This window comes from Vibrio sp. 947 (assembly GCF_033339115.1).
Classification (GTDB): domain Bacteria; phylum Pseudomonadota; class Gammaproteobacteria; order Enterobacterales; family Vibrionaceae; genus Vibrio; species Vibrio alginolyticus.
Genome location: NZ_JAWOTX010000039.1, coordinates 1 through 21071, shown reverse-complemented (window position 1 = coordinate 21071; position 21071 = coordinate 1). Strand labels below are relative to the sequence as shown.

Annotated in this window: 15 protein-coding genes and 2 pseudogenes; 9 read left to right on the top strand and 8 right to left on the bottom strand. The window is 43.2% G+C overall.

Features of this window, described 5'->3' with window-relative positions; genetic code table 11:
• Positions 1–5: 5 nt before the first annotated feature.
• Positions 6–1556 carry a PAS domain-containing methyl-accepting chemotaxis protein gene (locus R7Q39_RS27575; RefSeq protein WP_025768974.1) on the bottom strand — a complete coding sequence of 517 codons (1551 nt, stop codon included), beginning with the start codon at positions 1554–1556 and terminating at the stop codon, positions 6–8.
• A 286-nt stretch (positions 1557–1842) separates the two neighbouring features.
• Here R7Q39_RS27575 and modF point away from each other — a divergent pair, with 286 nt between their 5' ends.
• Complete coding sequence (gene modF, locus R7Q39_RS27570; protein WP_047101539.1) at positions 1843–3297, top strand: molybdate ABC transporter ATP-binding protein ModF; 1455 nt, start codon at positions 1843–1845, stop codon at positions 3295–3297.
• Here the strand turns inward: modF and R7Q39_RS27565 are convergent.
• Entirely contained in the window at positions 3285–4757 is a 1473-nt protein-coding gene (locus R7Q39_RS27565) for an EAL domain-containing protein (RefSeq protein WP_213899598.1), read from the bottom strand. The two genes, modF and R7Q39_RS27565, sit on opposite strands and share 13 nt — an antisense overlap.
• Positions 4758–5105: 348 nt before the next feature.
• On the opposite strand from R7Q39_RS27565, the gene R7Q39_RS27560 reads away from it, so the two are divergent.
• From R7Q39_RS27560 to R7Q39_RS27550, 3 genes and pseudogenes are all read left to right on the top strand, one after another.
• Complete coding sequence (locus R7Q39_RS27560; RefSeq protein ID WP_005386192.1) at positions 5106–5840, top strand: IclR family transcriptional regulator; 735 nt, start codon at positions 5106–5108, stop codon at positions 5838–5840.
• Between the two features lie 6 nt (positions 5841–5846).
• Positions 5847–6496, top strand: a pseudogene (locus tag R7Q39_RS27555) (arginase).
• A gap of 307 nt (positions 6497–6803) precedes the next feature.
• Positions 6804–9830 carry a DUF6701 domain-containing protein gene (locus R7Q39_RS27550; RefSeq protein ID WP_318077119.1) on the top strand — a complete coding sequence of 1009 codons (3027 nt, stop codon included), beginning with the start codon at positions 6804–6806 and terminating at the stop codon, positions 9828–9830.
• Between the two features lie 64 nt (positions 9831–9894).
• Here the strand turns inward: R7Q39_RS27550 and R7Q39_RS27545 are convergent, their stop codons facing one another.
• The 4 genes from R7Q39_RS27545 to pcp form a co-directional block, all read right to left on the bottom strand.
• Positions 9895–11187, bottom strand: a complete 1293-nt coding sequence (locus R7Q39_RS27545; RefSeq protein WP_025768979.1) for a DEAD/DEAH box helicase — start codon at positions 11185–11187, stop codon at positions 9895–9897.
• A gap of 170 nt (positions 11188–11357) precedes the next feature.
• Positions 11358–12344, bottom strand: a complete 987-nt coding sequence (locus R7Q39_RS27540) for a CobW family GTP-binding protein (protein ID WP_025768980.1) — start codon at positions 12342–12344, stop codon at positions 11358–11360.
• A 63-nt stretch (positions 12345–12407) separates the two neighbouring features.
• Entirely contained in the window at positions 12408–12671 is a 264-nt protein-coding gene (locus R7Q39_RS27535) for a hypothetical protein (RefSeq protein WP_017635759.1), read from the bottom strand.
• 197 nt (positions 12672–12868) lie between these two features.
• Entirely contained in the window at positions 12869–13507 is a 639-nt protein-coding gene (pcp, locus tag R7Q39_RS27530; RefSeq protein ID WP_025768981.1) for a pyroglutamyl-peptidase I, read from the bottom strand.
• Positions 13508–13796: 289 nt separating this feature from the next.
• On the opposite strand from pcp, the gene R7Q39_RS27525 reads away from it, so the two are divergent.
• The 4 genes and pseudogenes from R7Q39_RS27525 to trpB all read left to right on the top strand — a co-directional run bounded on the left by R7Q39_RS27525 (position 13797) and on the right by trpB (position 16848).
• Complete coding sequence (locus R7Q39_RS27525) at positions 13797–14045, top strand: hypothetical protein (RefSeq protein WP_005375646.1); 249 nt, start codon at positions 13797–13799, stop codon at positions 14043–14045.
• 306 nt (positions 14046–14351) lie between these two features.
• A complete protein-coding gene (locus R7Q39_RS27520) occupies positions 14352–14564 on the top strand; it encodes a cold-shock protein (RefSeq protein WP_005375644.1) in 213 nt (70 codons plus the stop codon).
• A gap of 359 nt (positions 14565–14923) precedes the next feature.
• Positions 14924–15177: pseudogene (locus tag R7Q39_RS27515) on the top strand (S1 RNA-binding domain-containing protein); the annotation flags it as partial.
• Between the two features lie 447 nt (positions 15178–15624).
• Positions 15625–16848 carry a tryptophan synthase subunit beta gene (trpB, locus tag R7Q39_RS27510; RefSeq protein ID WP_005375643.1) on the top strand — a complete coding sequence of 408 codons (1224 nt, stop codon included), beginning with the start codon at positions 15625–15627 and terminating at the stop codon, positions 16846–16848.
• 131 nt (positions 16849–16979) lie between these two features.
• Here trpB and R7Q39_RS27505 read toward each other — a convergent pair whose 3' ends face one another.
• Positions 16980–18437: a DUF3360 domain-containing protein gene (locus R7Q39_RS27505; protein ID WP_005375642.1), complete on the bottom strand. Its 1458-nt coding sequence runs from the start codon at positions 18435–18437 to the stop codon at positions 16980–16982.
• A 418-nt stretch (positions 18438–18855) separates the two neighbouring features.
• On the opposite strand from R7Q39_RS27505, the gene R7Q39_RS27500 reads away from it, so the two are divergent.
• A complete protein-coding gene (locus R7Q39_RS27500) occupies positions 18856–19272 on the top strand; it encodes a VF530 family DNA-binding protein (protein WP_005375544.1) in 417 nt (138 codons plus the stop codon).
• 151 nt (positions 19273–19423) lie between these two features.
• Here the strand turns inward: R7Q39_RS27500 and R7Q39_RS27495 are convergent, their stop codons facing one another.
• Entirely contained in the window at positions 19424–20674 is a 1251-nt protein-coding gene (locus tag R7Q39_RS27495; RefSeq protein ID WP_318077118.1) for a DEAD/DEAH box helicase, read from the bottom strand.
• Positions 20675–21071 lie beyond the last annotated feature (397 nt).

The following is a 21071-nucleotide window of genomic DNA, read 5'->3' as shown; positions in this document are numbered from 1 at the left end:
AAAGTTTAAGCAAACTTCTTAATCATTTCAGACAGGTCATTGGTGCAATTTTGCACTTTGGTGTTCATATGATTCGTTTCAGTCATCAGTTCATACGATTCACTGTACTTTAAATTAAGCGACTGGATGTTTTCATTTATTTCATCCGTTACATAAACCTGCTCTTCTATCGCGACCGCAATTTGTTGGTTTCGTTCGACGACGTCCTGAACAAGGGACTCCAGTTGTTGAATGCTATCCAAAGCAGTACCTAGCAATGTTACCGTTCCGGTCGACATTTCATTACCTTTCTCTAACGCAGAAACCGCTGATTTGCTCCCATTTTGAATCCCTTCAATGGCCGATTTAATCTCTGTTGTCGATTCCTGAGTTCTTTTAGCTAAGGTTCTCACTTCATCTGCTACAACGGCAAACCCTCTGCCTTGTTCGCCTGCCCTCGCGGCTTCAATTGCAGCGTTCAACGCTAATAAATTAGTTTGTTCGGCAATACCATTGATGACTTCAACAACGGTTCCAATTTGCTCGGTTTGTTGGTTCAAACGTATGACCACTTTAGATATTTCGCCGAGCTCACCCACCAGCTCTAGTACCGATTGGTTAACATTATCGATAACGCTACGGCTGTCTATCATCGTATTTTGCGCTTCTAACGTAGCCTCGGCGGTCGCTTGAGCATTATTTGATATCTCAGATGAAGAGGCTTGCATCTCGTTGACCGCTGTTGCGACCGAGTCAATCTCCACTTTCTGTGCGCTTAAGTTCTCCGTCACTTGCTGGCTATTTGTCGCAGCACTGTTAGCACTTGCGCGCGTTTTTTCGCAAGAGTCTTTTACAGACACGCCAACGCGCCCCAATAGCGCATTGGCAAATTGCTTACGCATCTTCATACCCAGCTCAATCTCAGCCAGATCGTTGATTCTTCCGCAATAAATATATTCCATGAGTGGATTATTGAAGTCTTGCCTAGCCTGTTTAGCGAGCTTCTCAACTGGTCTGGTTAATACATAAATAGAGAAAACGGAAAGTAACGCAACAACGCCAAACGCTATCACTGGTGATTGATTCATTTGTAGAATGAGTAAGCCAAGAAGGTTTGAAATTAAAAGGAAGAAGGCCGATCTCATCCACAAACGTGTACGAGGAAGATACATTTTCCACGGCTTACGATTATTTCGAAGCTTCGAATACGCTTTTTCCGCTCGCTGGATGTGTATACGCTCAGGTTTAAATCTCACTGATTGGTATTCCACAACTTCACCATTAGATTTTATAGGAGAAGCAAACGCGTCAACCCAATAATAGCCGCCGTTTTTACGTCGATTTTTGACCATTCCCATCCAGTGTTTGCCAGTTTTCAGGTGAGTCCATAAATCTTTAAAAGCCTGTTTTGGCATATCAGGATGACGCACAACATTGTGGGGTTTACCAATAAGCTCCCCTTCATCAAACCCCGCTACTTCATTAAAGTTTTCACTGGCATATTTGATGTAACTGGAGGTATCGGTAATGGAAACTAGGCTGTAACTCGAGGGGTAATCGTATTCCGTTTCACTCATAAACATGTGTCCTTACATTGAATTAATTAACAAACGGCAAATATGAACTTATCGGCATAACATTCACATGCATAATGATAGATTGATTCAAAAATAAAACAAAATTATTGACAAGCTTACTTGTTACTTAATGACTCTAGTCGCATTTTTATCCTCTAATACAAGGCTTCGTTAATATGTACAAGACTGAGCACTGTTCAAAATTAATACACAAAAGCGCTTCCGTACTGAGTTCGTAAATTGTTATAAGTAATCCACTAAAGCGAAAACAAGGAAGACAAACACAATGACTATTCACTTTCGTCAGCTTGCAGCTAAGAGAAACACGACACACTTGTTTATTGACGATTGGAAAATTAACACTCAGCAGTCTTGGGGGATATTCAGCGCGGATGGAGATATTGGCTCTCTGCTTGGAGACCTTATTTGTGATGAAATATCACCAAATAGTGGGGAAATTGAGCTAAATGGGCTGTCCGTTGCGCAAGTGTCGTTATCAGAGCAACAGCGATTACTGGAAAGAGAATTAGAAAAAGATGATACGGATTTTCTTGATCGTATCGACCAAGGAAGCACTGTTTATTCATTAATCCTAGAACAGAGCCAAGACACTAACTTAACTGAACAGCTAGTTAATGATCTCGACCTAAGTCATCTTAGAGATAGTGGCTTCCGTGTTCTCTCTACCGGAGAAACCAGAAGAGTAATGCTCGCCCGAGCTTTAGCCACACAACCTGACTTAGTATTACTCGATAATCCATTTACTGGCTTAGATATTGCGCACCGAGCTGCTCTCGCTCGCTATTTACACTCGCTTTCTCAAAATGTGCAACTACTCATAACCTTCTCTCGCGAATCTGACATGCCTGAGTGGATCAATAGCATCGCGCTTTTCAGTGCAGGAAAGCTTGATAGTACAATGGATAAGTCCAGTTGGGATAATCATCCAATCATTGGACAAATAAAATCTCAGTCAGAGCAACAGAGTGAAGAAATGATAAGCTTGATACGTCAGCATCAGCACTCGACGCCATTCAATAACCCAATATTTGAACTAAAGAATGGGGCTGTCGAATACACCGATAAGAAGATTTTTACTGACTTGAACTGGCGCATAGACAAGGGCCAACATTGGCAGGTCAAAGGCCCAAATGGTTGTGGAAAGAGTACCTTACTTGGATTGATCTTTGGCGATCATCCGCAATGCTACAGCAATGACATTGATATTTTTGGTAAAAAGCGTGGTACTGGCGAGACAATCTGGGAAATTAAGCAGCATATCGGCATGGTGTCTTCAGCGCTACACCTCCAATATCGAGTCAATTGCAGCGCATTAGAAGTCATTTTGTCAGGATTTTACGATTCGATTGGGTTGTATAACCAGCCAACTCGCAAAGAGATGAATATTGCAAACGAGTGGCTCGATATCTTACATATGAGCCAGTACAAAAAAACCTCATTCAAGCAATTAGAGTACGGTCAGCAGCGACTATTACTGATTGCAAGAGCCATCGTGAAACAACCCACATTATTGATTTTGGACGAGCCGTATCAAGGGTTAGATTTTTTGGGTAGACGGTTAGTTAAGAACACACTTGAACTCATCGCTAGAGAGAATTTAAGCCAACTATTGTATGTGTCTCACTACCAAGAAGACCGCTTAGATAGCATCAAAAATGAGTTAGAGTTTGTGTTTGATGAAAATGCTCAGTGTTATAGAGCTAACGTCTACCAATCATAATGACTTCGCTGCGCAAGCTGCTCATAAGGTAATGGTTTGGAGTACAGGTATCCCTGATGATATCTCACTCCCATCTGCTTTAAGTGTTCAGCTTGCGCTATGGTTTCCACTCCTTCAGCGATCAATTGTACTTGTAATTCTTCCGCGAAGTGAACCATCGCTTTTAAGACAGAAGCACTAAGGCTAGGAATACCAATGGTTTCGACAAAGCACTTATCGATTTTTAAGTAATCTATGCGCATGTGCTGTAGAAATGCTAACGAGGTTTGGCCAGTTCCAAAATCATCGATCAGCACATCAATACCATGCACTCGCAGCGCTGCAATGCATTTTCTCGCCTCTGAATCAATGAGCTGACGCTCTGTTATCTCAACCCCTAATGAGACTTTGTTTCGGCTCAACTGTCTGTCGAGCAATTGAATTTTTCTGATCGCGTTTGGTCCGACTAAATAACCAGGCGGCACGTTAATACCAAGGTGGACAGGCTGATCAAAGCCTAATTTACTGAAGTCCTCTGCCGCTTTATCCAGAACGAAATCAGTAAGTAAAAAAACCAATCCACTTTGCTCTGCCGCAGGGACAAACTCATCCGGAGAAATGAACCCCTTACTTTGATGCTCCCATCGCACTAGCGCTTCAAACCCGAATAACTGGCCGGTATCAACGTTAACTTGCGGTTGGTAATACAGGGTCAACTCTCCTCTTTTTATCGCTCTTTTAAGATCCAGTATCAAATTGCGATGAGGATCAATAAACTTATTCAACGCATACAAGCAAAGGTAGATCACGAAAATAATTGGAATTGAGTACAAAAAATAGGAAAGTGTTCTCTGTTTGACGAAAAGATCGCTGGCTTCGCTCAAAGCTTCATACTCAAACATTTGCGACGATTTGATACCGATAGGATTACTTCCCGCTCTTAATGCTCCTTCAGGTGAAACTTGCTCATGGATAAACAGCGCAGAACGTTTTAGGCGTAAATCGTTGTTAAACCCTATTGTCGCATTAAAGTAGTCATGATCGATAATCGTTACGGCTTGATAACCCCGCTCTCCCTCCGTTACCACAAGCAAGAACTGATCGTACAAGCTATCAACACTACCAAACGCTAACGTTTGTCCCTTAGGAAAGGTGATGTGCTCAGCTAACGGTTTAGAGATACTTCCTAATTTCGAAGAACAAGTAATGACTCCCTCTTTCACAATGAGCATTTCTTCAATATCTCGTTCAAACATTAAGCTTTGCTGGAGCTCTTCACATCGTTCAGGGTGTAGCAACGCCGTGCGGTTTTCTGTCTCTATTTGGAATAAAATTTCATCTGCAATTTGCACATTTTTTTCTAATAAATGATTGAGATTGTTTTGCACGCTTTCACGAGCTAAATACAAAACCTCTCCAATAACCAAGGGAATAGGCAGAAGAAAAATGATGGCTTTTTTAAAAATCGCCTTATTCAGCATATAAAAGTAACCTTTTATAAAACCGATTTACTGAGATGGTACCTCGATTCCGATACCCGCTAGCAACTCACGTTTTTTAACATTATTTGTTTGGATTAACTCAGTATGCGAAACGCTGAGTAATACCGCAAACTAAACAATGTCTTATTCACTCCTGTTCCAATTTAGTATCAAGCGCCTCAAACCTGAGACTTTAATTCGACACCATGTTATGTCTATCGGTACTTGCGAAAGTCTTTACCTGTCTGTTTCTCATCATGTAAGAATTACCCATTAAAATTATTTTTCTTTTCTCAGTGATTAAGAATTATATTTGTCGTAACTCCTACAACACGTTACAACACTCTCATGACGACAAACAAAGCTAATGCTAACCAGGTAAACGAAAAATCACTGCAGTTGTTAATGCAAGTTGCAGTTAGTCCGTTCCCAGTTTCTGCGAAAACGCTAAGCGAGCAATTGAACGTTCCTTTAAGCAGCCTTTACCGACACTTAAAACTGCTTAAAGAGTGGAACTTGATCGAAGAAAGCGTTCACGACAAGACATTTGTCGTTGGTCCGGCGGCATTATTACTCATGCACAGCTATGAGACCGCGCAACATGGGCTCGACATGGTCGAAACCATACTGGCTAGGTTGGTACAACAAACCGGGGAAATGGCCGCTTATATGGTACCAGCGGGTTATCGTGCGCTTTGTGTCAGACAGAAAGAAAGTATGCAGGCGCTGCGTTGCAGCTTCGTCCAGGGTCAAAGTCAACCTCTGCTGCGCGGTGCCTCATCTAAAGTGATGCTCGCTTTTATGCCTCAAAGTCGATGCGAGAAAATCTTGAGATACTTTAATCAAGATCACCGACGCGACGAGTGGGAAAAAGAGCTCACAACCATCCGTAAACACGGATATGCCGTCAGTACTTCTGAGATTGACCCTGGTGTTTCAGGTATTAGCGCACCGGTAATGAAAGGAAGCAAACTGATTGGCGCAGTCTCGGTGATGGCTCCGGCCCACCGAGTCGAAAAGGATAAGCAGCGCATTATTTTACATGTACTGCAAGCGGCAAGGGCACTACCACCAGAAAGGTAATTCATCATGTTAAGCTTTTTCAAACGCTATAAACTCCATCACACAGTGAAACAGCCGCAACATTACCCTTTTTCTTTTATGACAGTGTGTGAGTATTTGCCACCCATGTCTAAGGGCGCGTTTGAATTAGCTGATCAAAGTTTGGAAAATGCTAGTGATTGGCTTTACCAACAACATGATCATGAAACCGCTGAAAACTTTGGTCACTTGAACCACGTTTAGGCTCGGCATTTCATTTTGCTCTTTCTCGCTATCAAAACGTGCGATTATTTTTTGCTGGTGTTAGCGAACAAGATACAAAGCAAGAAACGTGGGAATACGCGGAGGATCAAGGTTGTGACTGGGTAACCGATAAAGAGTTTTCTTTTCGTCATCGCAATAATGTTAAGCAACAGATCGGCAATTACCTAGACCACTGCGACCAAATAATCATTAGTATCGACCTTGGATCTCTAAAAACCAAAAACAGCCTTGATGGCGCGTCAGAAATTGATATCCAAATGGTTCTACGCACGATTAGGCAATGTTTGGTTGCAGGTAAAGTGAGAGCAATTCAGCTCGTTGGCGATCGAGATTGTCTGGTGTATTCGAGACAAACGAAAGCCATACTAGAAGAGTTATATCAGATGGCTCCACTCATCGTTCACGCTGCCTAGCGTTATAAACGTTCAGAATCAGGATCGCGTCCTTCCTGATTCTGAACCAACATGCTTACTTATTATCCTTAACTAACAAATAGTTACACATATAAATCGACACACATCACACTTGCCTCTTGAACTAACCTGACACTTACGTTGTAATAAGGCCGCTAAACTTTGGTATGACATACGAAATAAAAAATAACCAAAGTTCAATAACTAAGCGGCTTCAGAACAAAAAAGTACCGCAGCTATTCCAATTTCAGTGAGCATTTGCTCACGCTCGCTTGATGCCATCTTGTTCCACTCATTAGGACATTTGATGATGCGTCTTTGCAGTATTTTCACTGCGGTTCTTTTTTTACCGCTAACCTCACACGCCACCACTTATGACGTAAAAGATCTATCTGAGTTAGGTCAACTTTGCTCACACAAGAGTTTTAGTATCGAAAGCGATGGCACGACTTATCGCTGTACAGGGAAACTAGTCCTACCCGCTGGTGATAAAATTGTCTCCTCATTACCGGAAAAAGAGATAATATTAAAAGCAGATTATGGAATTGTGTTAGAGGGGAATAATACAATTGGTGAACCCAATAAACGTATCTCTCTACACGCCCTCGCTACCGGATTAACGGTTAACAATGAGAAAGCATCAAACCTCGACGATTACCAAAACAAGCACACTGTTATCTATGGTGATCTTCTATCGGCTTATCCAACAAAGCTGCATAACGTACTCATCGATGGGGATATAGAGCTAACAGGTGAGGCCCTTCATATTAATGGTGAGTACAACACCATTATTGGTGACATTTTGACTCACAGCACGACCAATATATTTAATACAAACATCTGTGGTAAGGTCGAATCACAAGGCGAAACACTACACCTAAAAACAAACCATCCTTTACAAGACCATTTTGTCGTCGGTGATGTTTCTGCGCACAAATCTCTGATTATAAAAGATATGTCGATCTATGGTACGGCTGAATCTGTAGGATCGTCAGCTACATTAAGTGGCTCATTCTATAGTTCCACCGCAGCAATTAAATACTTCCAAACATTGAACTTCAACAACGCTCCAAATCAGCCTAGTCAAGTTTGTGGTGAAATCCAACAAACGCCAGGAAGTGCACAAACGAAAGCACAAGACAACAAATACACGCAATACTGTGGATTGGGCGAGGCTGATTGTCACTACTCTTCCCAAGTCTGTCCAATCACCCCTCAAGATGTTCCGAATTGCAGCATGCAGCCTCCATCGGAGAACGACTTAAACCTCAGCGTCACACCATCGGACGACATGGCACTGATGTGCGGCGACGATCTTCCGCAATTTACAGCAACAACAACCAATAATGGAGAAGTTGTAAGCGCAGAAGTCAGTGCTGTCCTATCACACCCTGACTTGTTCACTTTAGAGGTGGTTAAAGGTCAGCAGACATTAGGAGCCAACCAATTTATATCTGACGAGAATGGTGAACTTGTTGTTCGAGTGGTTCCGAATAATATTGATACGATCTCGTTAGATACCAACTACACACTAACTTTCACTATGGCGAAAGACACGAGCAAGCATCAAACTGTTCGCTTTATGTTTACGCCATTTATGTTTGAGGCCTACTCAAAGACGAAAAGCGCAACTTTAAATGAAATACGCGTTATTGCAGGTAAACCAGAAAACGTGCATACGCGATTGCTTGCTTGTGCCTCCACCGGCGAACCTGTAGTGGCAAGCAACTATAATGGTACGCCTAAGATTTTTCATCCATTGGTTCAACCATTAGGAGGAAGTGAAGGAAACTTTAGCTATTCAGCGGAATTTAAAGACGGCTTGTCTGAACATGGTCTTATCACGAACGAGTCCGGCATATTTGAAGTGACATTGTCCGATCATTTTGAATGTGAGGGATTTGAAGAATGTCCAGAAGAAGGCAAAGTGGAAGTGAAAGGGACATTTAATGTGCACTCGCGACCATGGACACTCGCTATTTGTGACAACCAACGTGCTTTGCCTTCTGGCACCTCTGAACAAGGAGAAGGGTTTCTTGCTGCCGGAGAACTTTTCTCTCTAACGGTGAAACCAATCATTTGGCAACCTGACGGCTCTGTAAGTGGGTCTGTTGAATCAGCACGCTATTGTGATGCTTCTATCACCCGTAATTTTACGCTTGATGACGCTCCAGCAGCATCGGTTGTCTTGTCGAGTGAGCAACATACGCCATCAGAGACAGCGAACCAAACCTCAAAATTGCTAAAAAGTAGTGACTCACTGGCTCAGGCGCATAATTCAGCCAAGAATGATCAATTCGTCTTTAATGGATTATATTGGGAAGAAGTCGGGAGCTTGAGAGTAAAAGCAAACCTAGAAAGTAAATATCTAGGTATGACTGTGAACGAAGGCTATCGTTACGTTGGTCGTTTTTACCCAAAATATTTTCAAGTGCAAGACCAAGAATGGCACTACCCACATGGCCAAACTTTTGCTTACATGAATCAACCTTTTGAGAAAGTCACTTACGATGTTGTCGCACTCAATGCGAATAAGGAAAACGTGAAGAATTACGTCCACTTTTCGTCTAACCTTCAACAACATTTCGATTTAGGCGAGCTAAGCTCATACTCCGATCGGTTTTTGCCGCCTAAGCCTAAGAAGGTAGACTGGAAACTACTGGGTAGCGCGAGTGTTGGAACGTTTGTTATAGAGAAGCCCTCGACCAATGCGACTTGTAACAATAGCCCATGCTGGAAAAAGAACACGACAGATAAGCAATATCCTGATGGCCCATTTAATAAAGGGACTAACAGTGACAGCAGCAAAATAGGTATAGTCACGACTAAAGCCGTTGATGAGGTAAACTTCTTCGACGATAGCGAAGTACTCACAAAACAACCAGACATTCGATTCGGTCGTTTGAACTTTCAAGATGTAGGTGGCAACCAAGGCATGGTGATCAAAGTGCCACTTGCTGTAGAAACTTGGCAAAACGGTCGATTTATGACTAACTTCGATGACAGCTCAACAACGGCGAATGGTGAATATTACTTCAGCACGCCAATTTGGTCGAATGCGCCTGCAAACAACGCCATGCTTTCTGGAGTTGGGACAATGCATGTTGGCAGGATGACCGATATCGTTGCAAGCCAAATTGACTCAGCACGCGAGCAAATACAATTCCACCTGGATTTAGACGGCTCAGGTAATCGCATCCCTTGGCTGAAATACGATTGGGATAACACGACAAGTGAAGAGGAAAATCCACCTGTTACAGTTACGTTTGGTATTCACCGAGGAAACGATCGCATTATTTATCGTGGTGAGCCAAATATGCTTGGCCTAAATTAACGCGAAACGACAAAACAAAAAAAGCCCCTCAATTGAGGGGCTCTTTTCACACAGACTGTGTAATTTACTTTGCGCCACGACGCGCTTTCAGGCGCTTCACCATAGCAAGACGACGCTCTGCCGACCCTTGGTCTGTTGCCGACTGGTTCGGATTATTACGACGACCTTGACGATTCTTGAATGCTGGTTTTGAGTGCAGCTTTTCAATGTAAGATTCACGCTGTTTTGGTTCATAGCCAGCAAGCTCAATACGGCGAATTCGCTGCTGGATTAGATTTTCAACCTGAACAACCGTGAGTTCTTCATCTCGATTTACAAATGAAACGGCATGACCTTGTTTACCTGCACGGCCTGTACGACCAATTCGGTGAACGTAATCTTCCGCTAGGAAAGGCATGTCATAGTTCACAACGTGAGGTAAATCTTCAATATCTAGACCTCGAGCAGCGACATCGGTAGCCACCATGACACGTGCTTTACCGGATTTAAACTCTTCTAGCGCACGACGACGAGCGCTTTGAGCACGGTCACCATGACAAACCACCGCTTTGATACCATCAAGTTTCAGCTCTTTTACAACGTCGTTTGCGGTCTCTTTGTAGTTCACAAATACCAACACTTGTTTCCAGTTCTTACGACCAATCAGCTCCGAAAGCAGTTCCGTTTTTCGCTCTTGATCAACTGGATATAACACGTGAGCAACTGTCTGTGCTGTCGTATTCGCTCGCTCAACTTCAATACGCTTAGGCTTACGCAGGATATCTTTTGCTAACAGATTTAGTTGGCTCGAAGTCGTTGCCGAAAACATCATGATTTGTGGGTCTGTATCCACATCCAGCATGATCTTACGAACTGCATGAATAAAGCCCATATCCAAGATACGGTCTGCTTCATCAAACACTAAAAACTCTAAGTGTGCGACCGAGACATTACCTTGTTCAATGTGCTCTTCCAATCGACCAGGTGTAGCCACTAGGATATCTACACCGTTTTCTAATGCCGTTACTTGAGAAGACATTTTACGGCCACCGAAAATCGCAGCCACCGACAGGTTCGTGTACTTCGTGTAAGCTTTGATGTTGTCAGCAATTTGTTCAGCAAGCTCACGAGTTGGAGCCAAGATAAGTGCGCGAGCAGTCTTACGAGAAGCGCTACGGTTACTGTCTAGCAGCTGCTGAATCATAGGCAGAGAAAACGCAGCCGTTTTACCAGTACCTGTTTGTGCTGTAGCGAAAATATCATGGCCTTTGCGAGCCATTGGAATCGCCTTCTGTTGAATTGGCGTTAACTTTTCATAACCGCATTCTGCCAGTGCTTTAACCACTTCTGGCGCAAAACCTTGAGATGAAAATGACATTGAGCGTATTCCTTAAACAAACCACTAAAAATAGCTTTAAAAATTTAGCCGTGCACTATACCCGAATTTGAGTGATTTATCTCACTTTTCTCATTGAAATCCTACAAAAGAAAAAACGGTGAGCACAGATATATTAGTGGTTCACCGTTTTCGTTTAACCTTTGCGCGATTTAATGTTTGATGCCAGATAACTGAAGGAGAATTCGCTCAAGCTCATCCCATGGCAACAGCTGAGAATCTATCACTTCTAATCGTGATTCAAAGCCTTCTAAGCTGATTTCATTCACCGACACGACTCTGTTGGCAACATTAAACGCGTAACAACCTTGATCCGTATTGACCACTGCTTTAACACGTTCAGCCGTTAAGTCCGAAAGCATTGAGAAGAGTTTATCAAAATCAAACGTGTACTCTGCCCCAAACAACCACCCGCAACTAAAATACCCTTGCCCTTTGTTCTCTTTACGCACAAAGGCTTCACCTGGCGGCAACTGGAATTGAGGCTCTTGGTGAGCATGGTCATGATGATGTGACTCGATATGGGAAGAAGCGCTGCCGTAAACCCGTTCGATATCCAAGACTTCTATCGGTAACTCACCATCATGAATAAGCTTACTGAATACTTTTGAGGGAGATTGGTCCGTCACCCAGTCATTAAACACATCAATGTCGTGACTGGTACAAAGGTCAACCTTACTGCCTATAACCACATCTGCGCTGTCTAACTGGTCCACGAAATTTTGGTTAGAAAGATATTTTTCATCACTTAAGTTACGCGGATCAACCAGAGCGATCGTCGCTTTTAGATCAACGTAAGGTTCATACTGTTCTGAGGTAAGCGTCGCGATAACCTGTTTTGGATGACCAAGGCCTGTCGGCTCAATCAATAAACGGTCCGGTTTTTGGCGCAGTAACGCGGTAATACCGACCGACATTGGCACGCCCGCCGTACAACACATACAGCCACCCGGCACTTCTTTAATCAGCGCACCTTGGTCGGTCATCAATGCACCATCGATGCCAATCTCACCAAATTCATTGACCAAAACCGCCCAGTTTTCGTTTTCCGGTTTGTTCTTCAGTAGATTTAAAATCGTGGTCGTTTTACCGACACCCAAAAATCCGGTCAGTATGTTGGTTGGTACTCGATTTGACATGCTTATCTCCGACACGTTAGTGCATTAATGCTCCAGCAAAGTATACGGAGAATGTGACTCGCTTCAACGCTTTTTATCGCGCTCATCAAGCTCATTGCGTGATGCGTGGGTATACATTTTTTGAGAATGATCAGAGTGACTTATCAACTCTGAACGCTTCATATCAGAAAGATACATACTGGTGTAAATGACGCAGGCAAAAAACGCGATAATAGCGACTACAATGGGAAGAACTCCGAGTGTATTTTCGAATTTAAGCGCAGCGATAGCCAATGCGAAAACAACGACAGAGATAAGTGCGATAGACTTACTTTTGTTGCTTTTCATGATAACTCGCCTTTCGTAAGGGTAGCCCCTAATACCTCCTGTATTAGGGGAGTGCCAGTTTGAACAACATCCAACCTGACTATTCAATGCTACTCCTTTCGCTACTTGTGAAATTTGACAAAGCTAACATTTATTACAACATCAAACGATGAACTTATTACTAGCTTTCAGACACTTAGTGGACTGTAAAGCACTTACTAGCAAATCGACCCGCCGCTGACCAATATGTCGTTTTCATTGGCAATACAAACTTGCGCCACCAGCCTTAGCCCTTCGACTATCATCTCCAGAGACATGGAAGGCTGACTGCCATCTACTGCTTGTTCTGGCAATAATGGGATATGAACAAACCCATGACGAATAGGTTTGTCTTTTAGATAATGTTGGATCCCATAAAAAAGGTGGTTACATACAAATGTTCCGGCACTGTTGGAAATCTGGCTAGGTATCCCCTGCTTTTGCAGCGTTTGAACAATACGCTTTATCGGCAGTGTCGAGAAGTAAGCATCAGGACCATCAGCCACCACGGGTTCATCAATCGGCTGATGCCCAGCGTTATCTGGAATACGAAAATCATCGACATTAATTGCGACACGTTCTGGGGTTATCGCGCTACGCCCGGCCGCTTGCCCTACAGTAATTACACAGTCTGGCTGGTGCGCTTCTATTGCTTCAATAACGACTTTCACCGAGTCATATCGAACTACGGGGACTGGGCAAGTAACTATCACACCGCCTTTTATGGCCGCAGCCTCTAATTGCTTGACCGCTTCTAAGGCGGGGTTAATGGCGTCACCACCAAAAGGTTCAAAACCGGTAATCAGGACTTTCTTCATAACAGCCTTTAGGAAAAGAGTTTTACAAATTATTGCACTCCCCTTCACCCCATCCAATAGCAAAAGTATTGATGAGATAAACCAGACAACATTATGTGACTCATGTCTAACCAGAGAGTGTTTTCTGCCCCATTGAATCTAGGCAAGTTCCGGACTATCGAGACTAACTTATTGATGATTAGTGGCAGGGCAAAGTTCTCTCATTACATGACGCACGTAGAAGCTTGGTTTCCACGCTTAACTTAGGTAGAGTACGCGACCGCAATGCAATTCGAAGAGATTGAATACAATGAATATTGATAACCATGTAATCGAAACGATTGAAGAGTTGGAGGCATTTCTGCATTTAGTAGAAAGCGGCGCTCTAGGCCTTGAAGGTGTCACTGGCGTTGCGCTAGCCACCTCTAATACCGATGGCCGTCCATTTGTTGCCGTATTAGGAGAAAAGCACCAATTGCTCCTTGGCCGCTGGGTTTCGCAGCACGTATATGACAATGGTAAAGACATCGTTCGTAACGGCCCAACCAGAAAACACTAAGCGCTCGACGCCACCTATAACATCACGCCGTCTTATACACCAAGCGTATGCTTTGAAAGCAATGCGCTTGGTGTACTCAAAAAATAAAAAAGAAAAGGCTAGCCTTTATTAATTTTGTCGGTATACTGCACATCAGCTCTTACGGAAAGAGCTATTAATGTAATTAAAGATCAAAGTTTCTCTCAGTTCCACATCGAATTCCTCGTTTACGTTCCTGCGACAAAATAGTTATCTCTAAAATCATATAGTAGCACTTGATATTAGCTAAAAATTCAATATTTAAAACAATCAAATATAGAGGTATCTATGTCTAATAAATTAACTGGTTCAGTAAAATGGTTCAACGAAACTAAAGGTTTTGGTTTTATTTCTCAAGACAATGGCGGTGATGACGTATTCGTTCACTTCCGTTCTATTGTTTCTGAAGGCTTCAAAACTCTTACTGAAGGCCAAAAAGTATCGTTCGTTGTTGAACAAGGTAACAAAGGTTTACAAGCAGCTGAAGTAACTGCACTGTAATTCTTTGTGTGGCATCAATGTTGTTGGTGCCACAACCCCCTTCCACTTGTTACTGCCCTTACTATTCTCTATCTAAGTTTATATAGCCAAATCACTTACCTCTCCCACACCATCATTAATCACTTTCAATAAAGTCACTTTGGTATACATCTTTAGGTAATCACACAACCTACCTTGCAATTCCAGTTTGGAATTAAATTAATCTCATTCATATCTGAATCACTTCGCCTCATGCTTTGCTCATAAAAATAAAGTTTATAAAATAAAAGCGATTGGCGAATATAAGAGAAAAAATGAAATTAAATATATCTGCTCAATCAATAAATTCTAATAACTACGAGCACATAATCCCTAGCTGAGAGATTGAGTTTGCACTGAAATGTCATTACATGAAGCCATTTATCGGACAACACTTCATAGGGACAGCGTGTGGAGTCACACACTTCGGGGTATTTGTTGAGTTAGAGGAACCGAAGGTCTCATTCCTTTATCAACTTTCCAAAATGGTGAGTTCGAATTTGATGCAGTCAAACAAAAAATTTCTAGCCAGAGCACCACGTTTACTCTAGGAGCTAAAGTGCACGTGTTGGTTAAAGACGTCGATTCGAAATAAAGAAAGATCATGTTCAACTTAAAAGATGCGGAACACGCGGTAGGTTAGCCTGTTTTAGGTTACTTTCTAATCCATTAATCAAAAATAAAAAATAAGCTTTTAATACCGCAATTAACTTGTGACATTTCGCTGACATCGACTCATTCTAAAACCCTAATATCTGACAAAGGAAACGAATCTAATTTTTGTTTCCAGACACCATCGCAGAGTGTATTTCCAGCACTCTGTTTGCCTCGAGAGGTTCTTATGACAGCCTAGGATCTCTCGGGGCTTTTTTGCACCTATTCAAACCACCTGATTCTACATCCCAACTATTATCCCCTACCCAAGCTGTACTTTTTAACTAGTTCACTAGATCGACAATTGTTATTTAAGCAACTGATCACACAACCTCTTCCAAATTTTGGGTATAAAGTATCAATACTTTCGTTAACTAGGATGTAAATAATGAAAAACTCGTTTGATCTCACTATGCCCAACGAAGAAGGATACTTTGGTGAATACGGTGGTAGCTTTGTTCCACCTGAGCTTGAACAAATCATGCATGACATCAACGCAGCTTATGAGGAATGCAGCAAAGATCCTGAATTTAAAGCGGAACTCGCTCGCCTGTATAAGCACTTTGTTGGACGACCTAGCCCAATCTTCCATGCGGAAAACTTGTCTAAAAAATACGGAGCAGACATCTACCTAAAGCGCGAAGACTTAAACCATACAGGCGCACATAAAATTAACCACTGCTTAGGAGAAGCCATTCTCGCTAAAAAGATGGGTAAGAAGAAACTGATTGCTGAAACTGGCGCAGGACAACACGGTGTTGCGCTTGCTACAGCCGCGGCATTGGTTGGCTTGAAATGCGATATTTACATGGGTGAAGTTGATATCGCCAAAGAACATCCGAATGTCGTCCGCATGAGAATCCTTGGTGCTAATGTCATTCCTGCCACTCATGGGCGCAAAACCCTCAAAGAAGCGGTAGATTCTGCATTCGAAGCTTATCTGAAAGATCCTGATACACAACTTTATGCGATAGGCTCTGTCGTTGGTCCTCACCCATTCCCTAAAATGGTGAGAGATTTCCAATCAATTATCGGTAACGAAGCACGAGTTCAATTCAAAGAAATGACCGGCAAGTTACCCAATAATCTCGTCGCATGCGTTGGAGGTGGTTCTAACGCGATGGGGCTATTTACTGCTTTCTTAGAGGATGAACAAGTCGCCATTCACGGCGTTGAACCAGCGGGCCGCTCTTTGCAAAAGGTTGGCGAGCATGCTGCAACACTCACACTCGGTGAGCCAGGTATCATGCACGGATTTAAGTCTTACATGCTTAAAGATGCACAAGGTGAACCTCAGGAAGTGTACTCTGTAGCAAGTGGCTTGGATTACCCATCGGTTGGACCTCAGCATAGTTACTTAAAAGACATTGGCCGTGTCAATTACGGCTCAATCAGTGATGACGAAGCGATTGATGCCTTCTTTGAGCTGTCTCGTGAAGAGGGAATAATTCCTGCTATTGAATCCTCACACGCTGTCGCTTACGCAATTAAACTCGCGCAGCAAGGAGAAACCGGCTCGATTTTGATCAACTTATCAGGCCGTGGTGACAAAGACATTGATTTTGTCGTTGAACACTACGGCGCAAAATACGGCATTGAATCACTCATATAGCCTAACTCCGTAGCCTAACCCTACATGCAAAAAGCTACCTGGTACTAGGTAGCTTTTTGTTTTTGTCTACTATTTTAAGAAGCAAGTCCCTTTACTCACTGTTCTCACTATACCTTTAGAGCATAATTCGATTAACCGATAAGAGCTGGAATGCCTGGAAGCTGACCAACAATAGCAAGGGAGCCTGCACAAACGATAAACGCAGTGCCAGGAATCAGATATTTATCTTTGCGCGATAGTTCGTTAGCACGCTCATGGTCGCCGATAAGCCCGAGGTTATCCAACAGCATCGTGATTGCCCAACCGAAGACTGGATTAACGAATGCACAGGCAAAAATACAGATACCTGCACTGAGTGAATCTTTATGCTTATGGATCATCTGCATACCCGCTTCAAGAAGTGGTAAGAATACACCGACAATCAAAGCAACGCGCAGAACAGGTTCCCACATTGCTAGATCCATTGGGTAGCCAATTACCGCCGCCGCAATACACATGAAACCCGTTAACAGTGCGCCACCTGGAATAGGACGTTTGGCAATTGCGGCAGGAATCATGTACGTTCCCCAAGAAGAAGCTAGGTTTCCGCCCCCTAAGAGTGAGCCAACCCCCTGACGAACAGATGCTCCGACCATCGTGTCATCGACATCCATGAGTACACCTTTCGCTTCTTTTGGGTAGTTAAGTTCTTGAAACACACGATGGCCGAGATAATCAGGGGACCACATAGCGACTGCCAGTAGAGCAAATGGAGTCACGGCAATAAAGTGCTCTAGGGTTGGCCAGCCTAGCTGCCAGCCTGTATCTTCCCCCCACCAGTAGAATGGACTGAAATTAGGCAGGCCCGGCTCTGTGGTAAAAGCAAACTCAGCGCCCATCAAATAAGCAACAATACCCGCGAGTGCAGAGCACAATGGGATAGCGAGCCAACGTTTATTGATCTTGGCTAAGTAAGCGTAAACCATAACGGTTAGGCCTATGACCACAAACGAAATGTAACCTTGGTCCGTACTTGCAGCCCACGCTTCCGTCTTATTAATTTGCCCGAGCAACCCAACAGCACCAAGGTAGATCAACAACCCTCCTCGAACCCCGATACCAGTCAGAGTCATGAGTTTAGAGCCACCTTTGGTTAAGGCGAGAATTAACCCAAAAACACATACCATCAAACCTAGCGCGAGAGGGTGCCCTCCTGCAGCTGCAATCATAGGAATCAGCGGTATCATTGGGCCATGGGTTCCCGCTAAGTTTGCATTCGGGTTTAGGATGGCAGAAAACAGAATGACGAACAGGGCTCCAGCGATAAGTAATTCGTAACGCACGTTTTCTGCAATGAATTCCGGAGATAAACCAAACTGAGCAGCAAAAGCGGAAACCATGGCAGTGACCATAACCACTTTACCAATGGTTGCTGCTAATGCCGGTACCCAGTCTTCGATTTCAATACTGTAATCACGTGAGGGCAAATGAATTCCCCAGCGACGGAAGCTCATAACGGTTAAATCATGATTTAGAAAGTCTTCTCGGTTTTCAAATTCATGCGGTTTTTTGCGCACATCCCTGTAAAAAGTCTTACTTTTGTCAGACATTGAGTCATCCTTTTATGTTTCAACGTTGAACTACGTCAACTAGAGTTTCGCTTGGTAGACAGGCCTTCGACCAATACGAGACAACACCCACATCAAACTTCTAGGCCATACTAAGAAAGCGGCATGAACGAATTTTGATTTTGAGCTTATTAAGCATGTGTTGCTATGGGTAGGAATATTAGACATTAGTAAAAGAACAACAAAAATCTCACTTATTATACAATAATTTAACATCGAACTAGGACGCTTGAACTTTTATGAGTCATTTTTGAGCAGAGAGCCAAGTAGAACGGCCAATTCCGATTTATACTTTCAAGGTAGAGATCACTGTGCTCGCATCCATCGCAAAGTAACTATAGATATCTCTGCATTGTATACTTTGTTAAACTCCGCCCTTTAATGAGTAAGGCCCTTAAAAATGATGACTGACGAAGAGAGAATCGAGCTGCAACAGAACAATCCACTGCACGGGTTAAAGCTAGAGACTATGTTGCAAGAGTTAGTGGATTTTTACGGCTGGGACATTCTAGATACAGCAATGCGTTTTAATTGCTTTAACACTAAGCCTTCGATTGCAAGTAGCGTGAAGTATTTAAAGAAAACCGAATGGGCGAGAGAAAAATTAGAAAACTTTTACCTTTATCGCTTTAAGCGCATGCCACGCGCGAGCGAAGAAGAATACAACTTACCGCCAAGAGCTCGTACGTTCCCTCATGGCCTTGAACCTAAAGAGCCAATGCCGCTAACCGTTGACTCTATTCTTAAGTCACAAGCCAAAGCAGCGTCTGCATTTAAAAAGCGTTCACCTCGCGGACGCCCTGCTCGTCGCCAATAACACTATCTTGAAAAGCAATAGAGCCCTACTGGTAGCTCCAGCAGGGCTCTATTGTTCTTTAAAGGAATGGCTAGAAGCGAAGACTCAAGCTAGTGAGCATTCCTTTTCTCTAACAACTCCCGTAAGTAAACTCACATGTAGTTTACGTTTTCTATTGATTACGCTTTTTCTTCTTTTTACCCGTACCTGCCGGCTTCGCTCGCGGCTTCATTGGTAAAAAGTAGGCTTCACTCTGATCGTCTTCCACTTCAAAACCGACTACCTGCTCACGTTCAAGTTGGAACTTATTTTTCTTTTCTATCACTTTGAAATGGTGGTAGTCGTCGTAATCGATAAGAGATAATCCTAAACCTACTTCACCAGCACGACCACTACGACCGATTCGATGCATGTAATCAGCAGGGCTACGCGGAAGATCGAAGTTAATCACCACTGGAAGTTTTTCAATATCAAGGCCGCGTGCTGCGATATCAGTGGCAATAAGAACTTGAATCTCGCCAGACTTAAAACCGTCAAGGACACGAGTACGAGCGCCCTGCCCTTTATCACCATGGAAAACTTCAGCGGTAATACCGCGTTTTGACAGCTTTTGAGCTAAATGGTTACAGACATTCTTAGCATTCACAAAAATCAGAGTCTGTCGCCACTGATGCTGTTTGATTAAGTGCGCGAGTACCGCCGTCTTCTCACCTTTATTTACACTAAACACGCGCTGCACCAAAGTGCTGGCTTCTGCGCTCTGCAACTGAACTTCAACAGGGTCGCGGAGCAACTGCTGAGCCAACGTCGTCACTTTATCAGGGAAAGTTGCAGAAAATAACAGCGTCTGTTTCTTCTCTGGCAGTAACGCAAGAATCTTATTGAGTTCTTCGGTAAATCCGAGGCTCAACATTCGGTCGGCTTCGTCAAGGACGAGCGTTTCTACTTGGCTCAACTTAATCGCGTTACTGGATACCAGATCAAGTAATCGACCCGGCGTAGCTACGATAATGTCACAGCCACCGCGAAGCGCTAGCATTTGTGGGTTCACCGATACACCACCAAATACGGCAACCGTTTTGATCTTATCTCTAAGATGGTACGAGTAAGATTTGACGTTGTATGCCACCTGTGATGCCAACTCACGAGTTGGAACTAAAATCAGGTGAGAAACGAAGTTACCACGGCGATTGTTTGATCCGTCTTGCTGAACAATTTTTTGCAGGATTGGCAGCGAAAAAGCAGCGGTTTTACCAGAACCCGTATTGGCACCACCAATAATATCTTTCCCTTCAAGGATATCAGGAATAGAACGGGATTGAATGGGCGTCGGTTGGCTGTATTCCAACGCTTCTAGTCGCTCGACTAATGTTGGAATCAGGCCAAGATCGGCAAATGTCGCTTGCTGTGTTTTATCTGTCATTACGATGAGTGGCTCAGTGCTAGTAAAGGCCGTGTATCTTATGCTATTTCGCGTCTGGATGTTAGAGATAATGGCCCAAACAGAAGATTGGTGAAAGAAGCACTATAGGGTTCAGGAACTTCCTTTCACTAACATGAGTTAATGGTTTCGATAACCAATACTCTACGACCAAGATGGTAGCGTTCGCGACGAATCTATTATCCACTTCGAAATTGATTTCAGCTCATTTGGGGTAGAAAAATGTTATAACATAACAGTTAATCTTTTCAATATTTACCTTTTTTGATTAAAGATAATTAGGGGAACATCATGAGCATGCGAGCACGGAAATTATATTCCGCGATTAGAAAAGTAACGCGTAGGTGAATCGCCATAGACCCGACGAAACATCGCGATA

What these genes read in the sequence shown, in the direction of transcription:
- modF (WP_047101539.1), top strand. Translation starts at nt 1,843, where the DNA reads ATGACTATTCACTTTCGTCAGCTTGCAGCTAAGAGAAACACGACACAC.
- R7Q39_RS27495 (WP_318077118.1), bottom strand. Translation starts at nt 20,674, where the DNA reads ATGACAGATAAAACACAGCAAGCGACATTTGCCGATCTTGGCCTGATT.
- R7Q39_RS27550 (WP_318077119.1), top strand. Translation starts at nt 6,804, where the DNA reads ATGATGCGTCTTTGCAGTATTTTCACTGCGGTTCTTTTTTTACCGCTA.
- R7Q39_RS27545 (WP_025768979.1), bottom strand. Translation starts at nt 11,187, where the DNA reads ATGTCATTTTCATCTCAAGGTTTTGCGCCAGAAGTGGTTAAAGCACTG.
- trpB (WP_005375643.1), top strand. Translation starts at nt 15,625, where the DNA reads ATGAAAAACTCGTTTGATCTCACTATGCCCAACGAAGAAGGATACTTT.
- R7Q39_RS27500 (WP_005375544.1), top strand. Translation starts at nt 18,856, where the DNA reads ATGATGACTGACGAAGAGAGAATCGAGCTGCAACAGAACAATCCACTG.
- R7Q39_RS27535 (WP_017635759.1), bottom strand. Translation starts at nt 12,671, where the DNA reads ATGAAAAGCAACAAAAGTAAGTCTATCGCACTTATCTCTGTCGTTGTT.
- R7Q39_RS27565 (WP_213899598.1), bottom strand. Translation starts at nt 4,757, where the DNA reads ATGCTGAATAAGGCGATTTTTAAAAAAGCCATCATTTTTCTTCTGCCT.
- R7Q39_RS27560 (WP_005386192.1), top strand. Translation starts at nt 5,106, where the DNA reads ATGACGACAAACAAAGCTAATGCTAACCAGGTAAACGAAAAATCACTG.
- R7Q39_RS27520 (WP_005375644.1), top strand. Translation starts at nt 14,352, where the DNA reads ATGTCTAATAAATTAACTGGTTCAGTAAAATGGTTCAACGAAACTAAA.
- R7Q39_RS27505 (WP_005375642.1), bottom strand. Translation starts at nt 18,437, where the DNA reads ATGTCTGACAAAAGTAAGACTTTTTACAGGGATGTGCGCAAAAAACCG.
- pcp (WP_025768981.1), bottom strand. Translation starts at nt 13,507, where the DNA reads ATGAAGAAAGTCCTGATTACCGGTTTTGAACCTTTTGGTGGTGACGCC.
- R7Q39_RS27575 (WP_025768974.1), bottom strand. Translation starts at nt 1,556, where the DNA reads ATGAGTGAAACGGAATACGATTACCCCTCGAGTTACAGCCTAGTTTCC.
- R7Q39_RS27525 (WP_005375646.1), top strand. Translation starts at nt 13,797, where the DNA reads ATGAATATTGATAACCATGTAATCGAAACGATTGAAGAGTTGGAGGCA.
- R7Q39_RS27540 (WP_025768980.1), bottom strand. Translation starts at nt 12,344, where the DNA reads ATGTCAAATCGAGTACCAACCAACATACTGACCGGATTTTTGGGTGTC.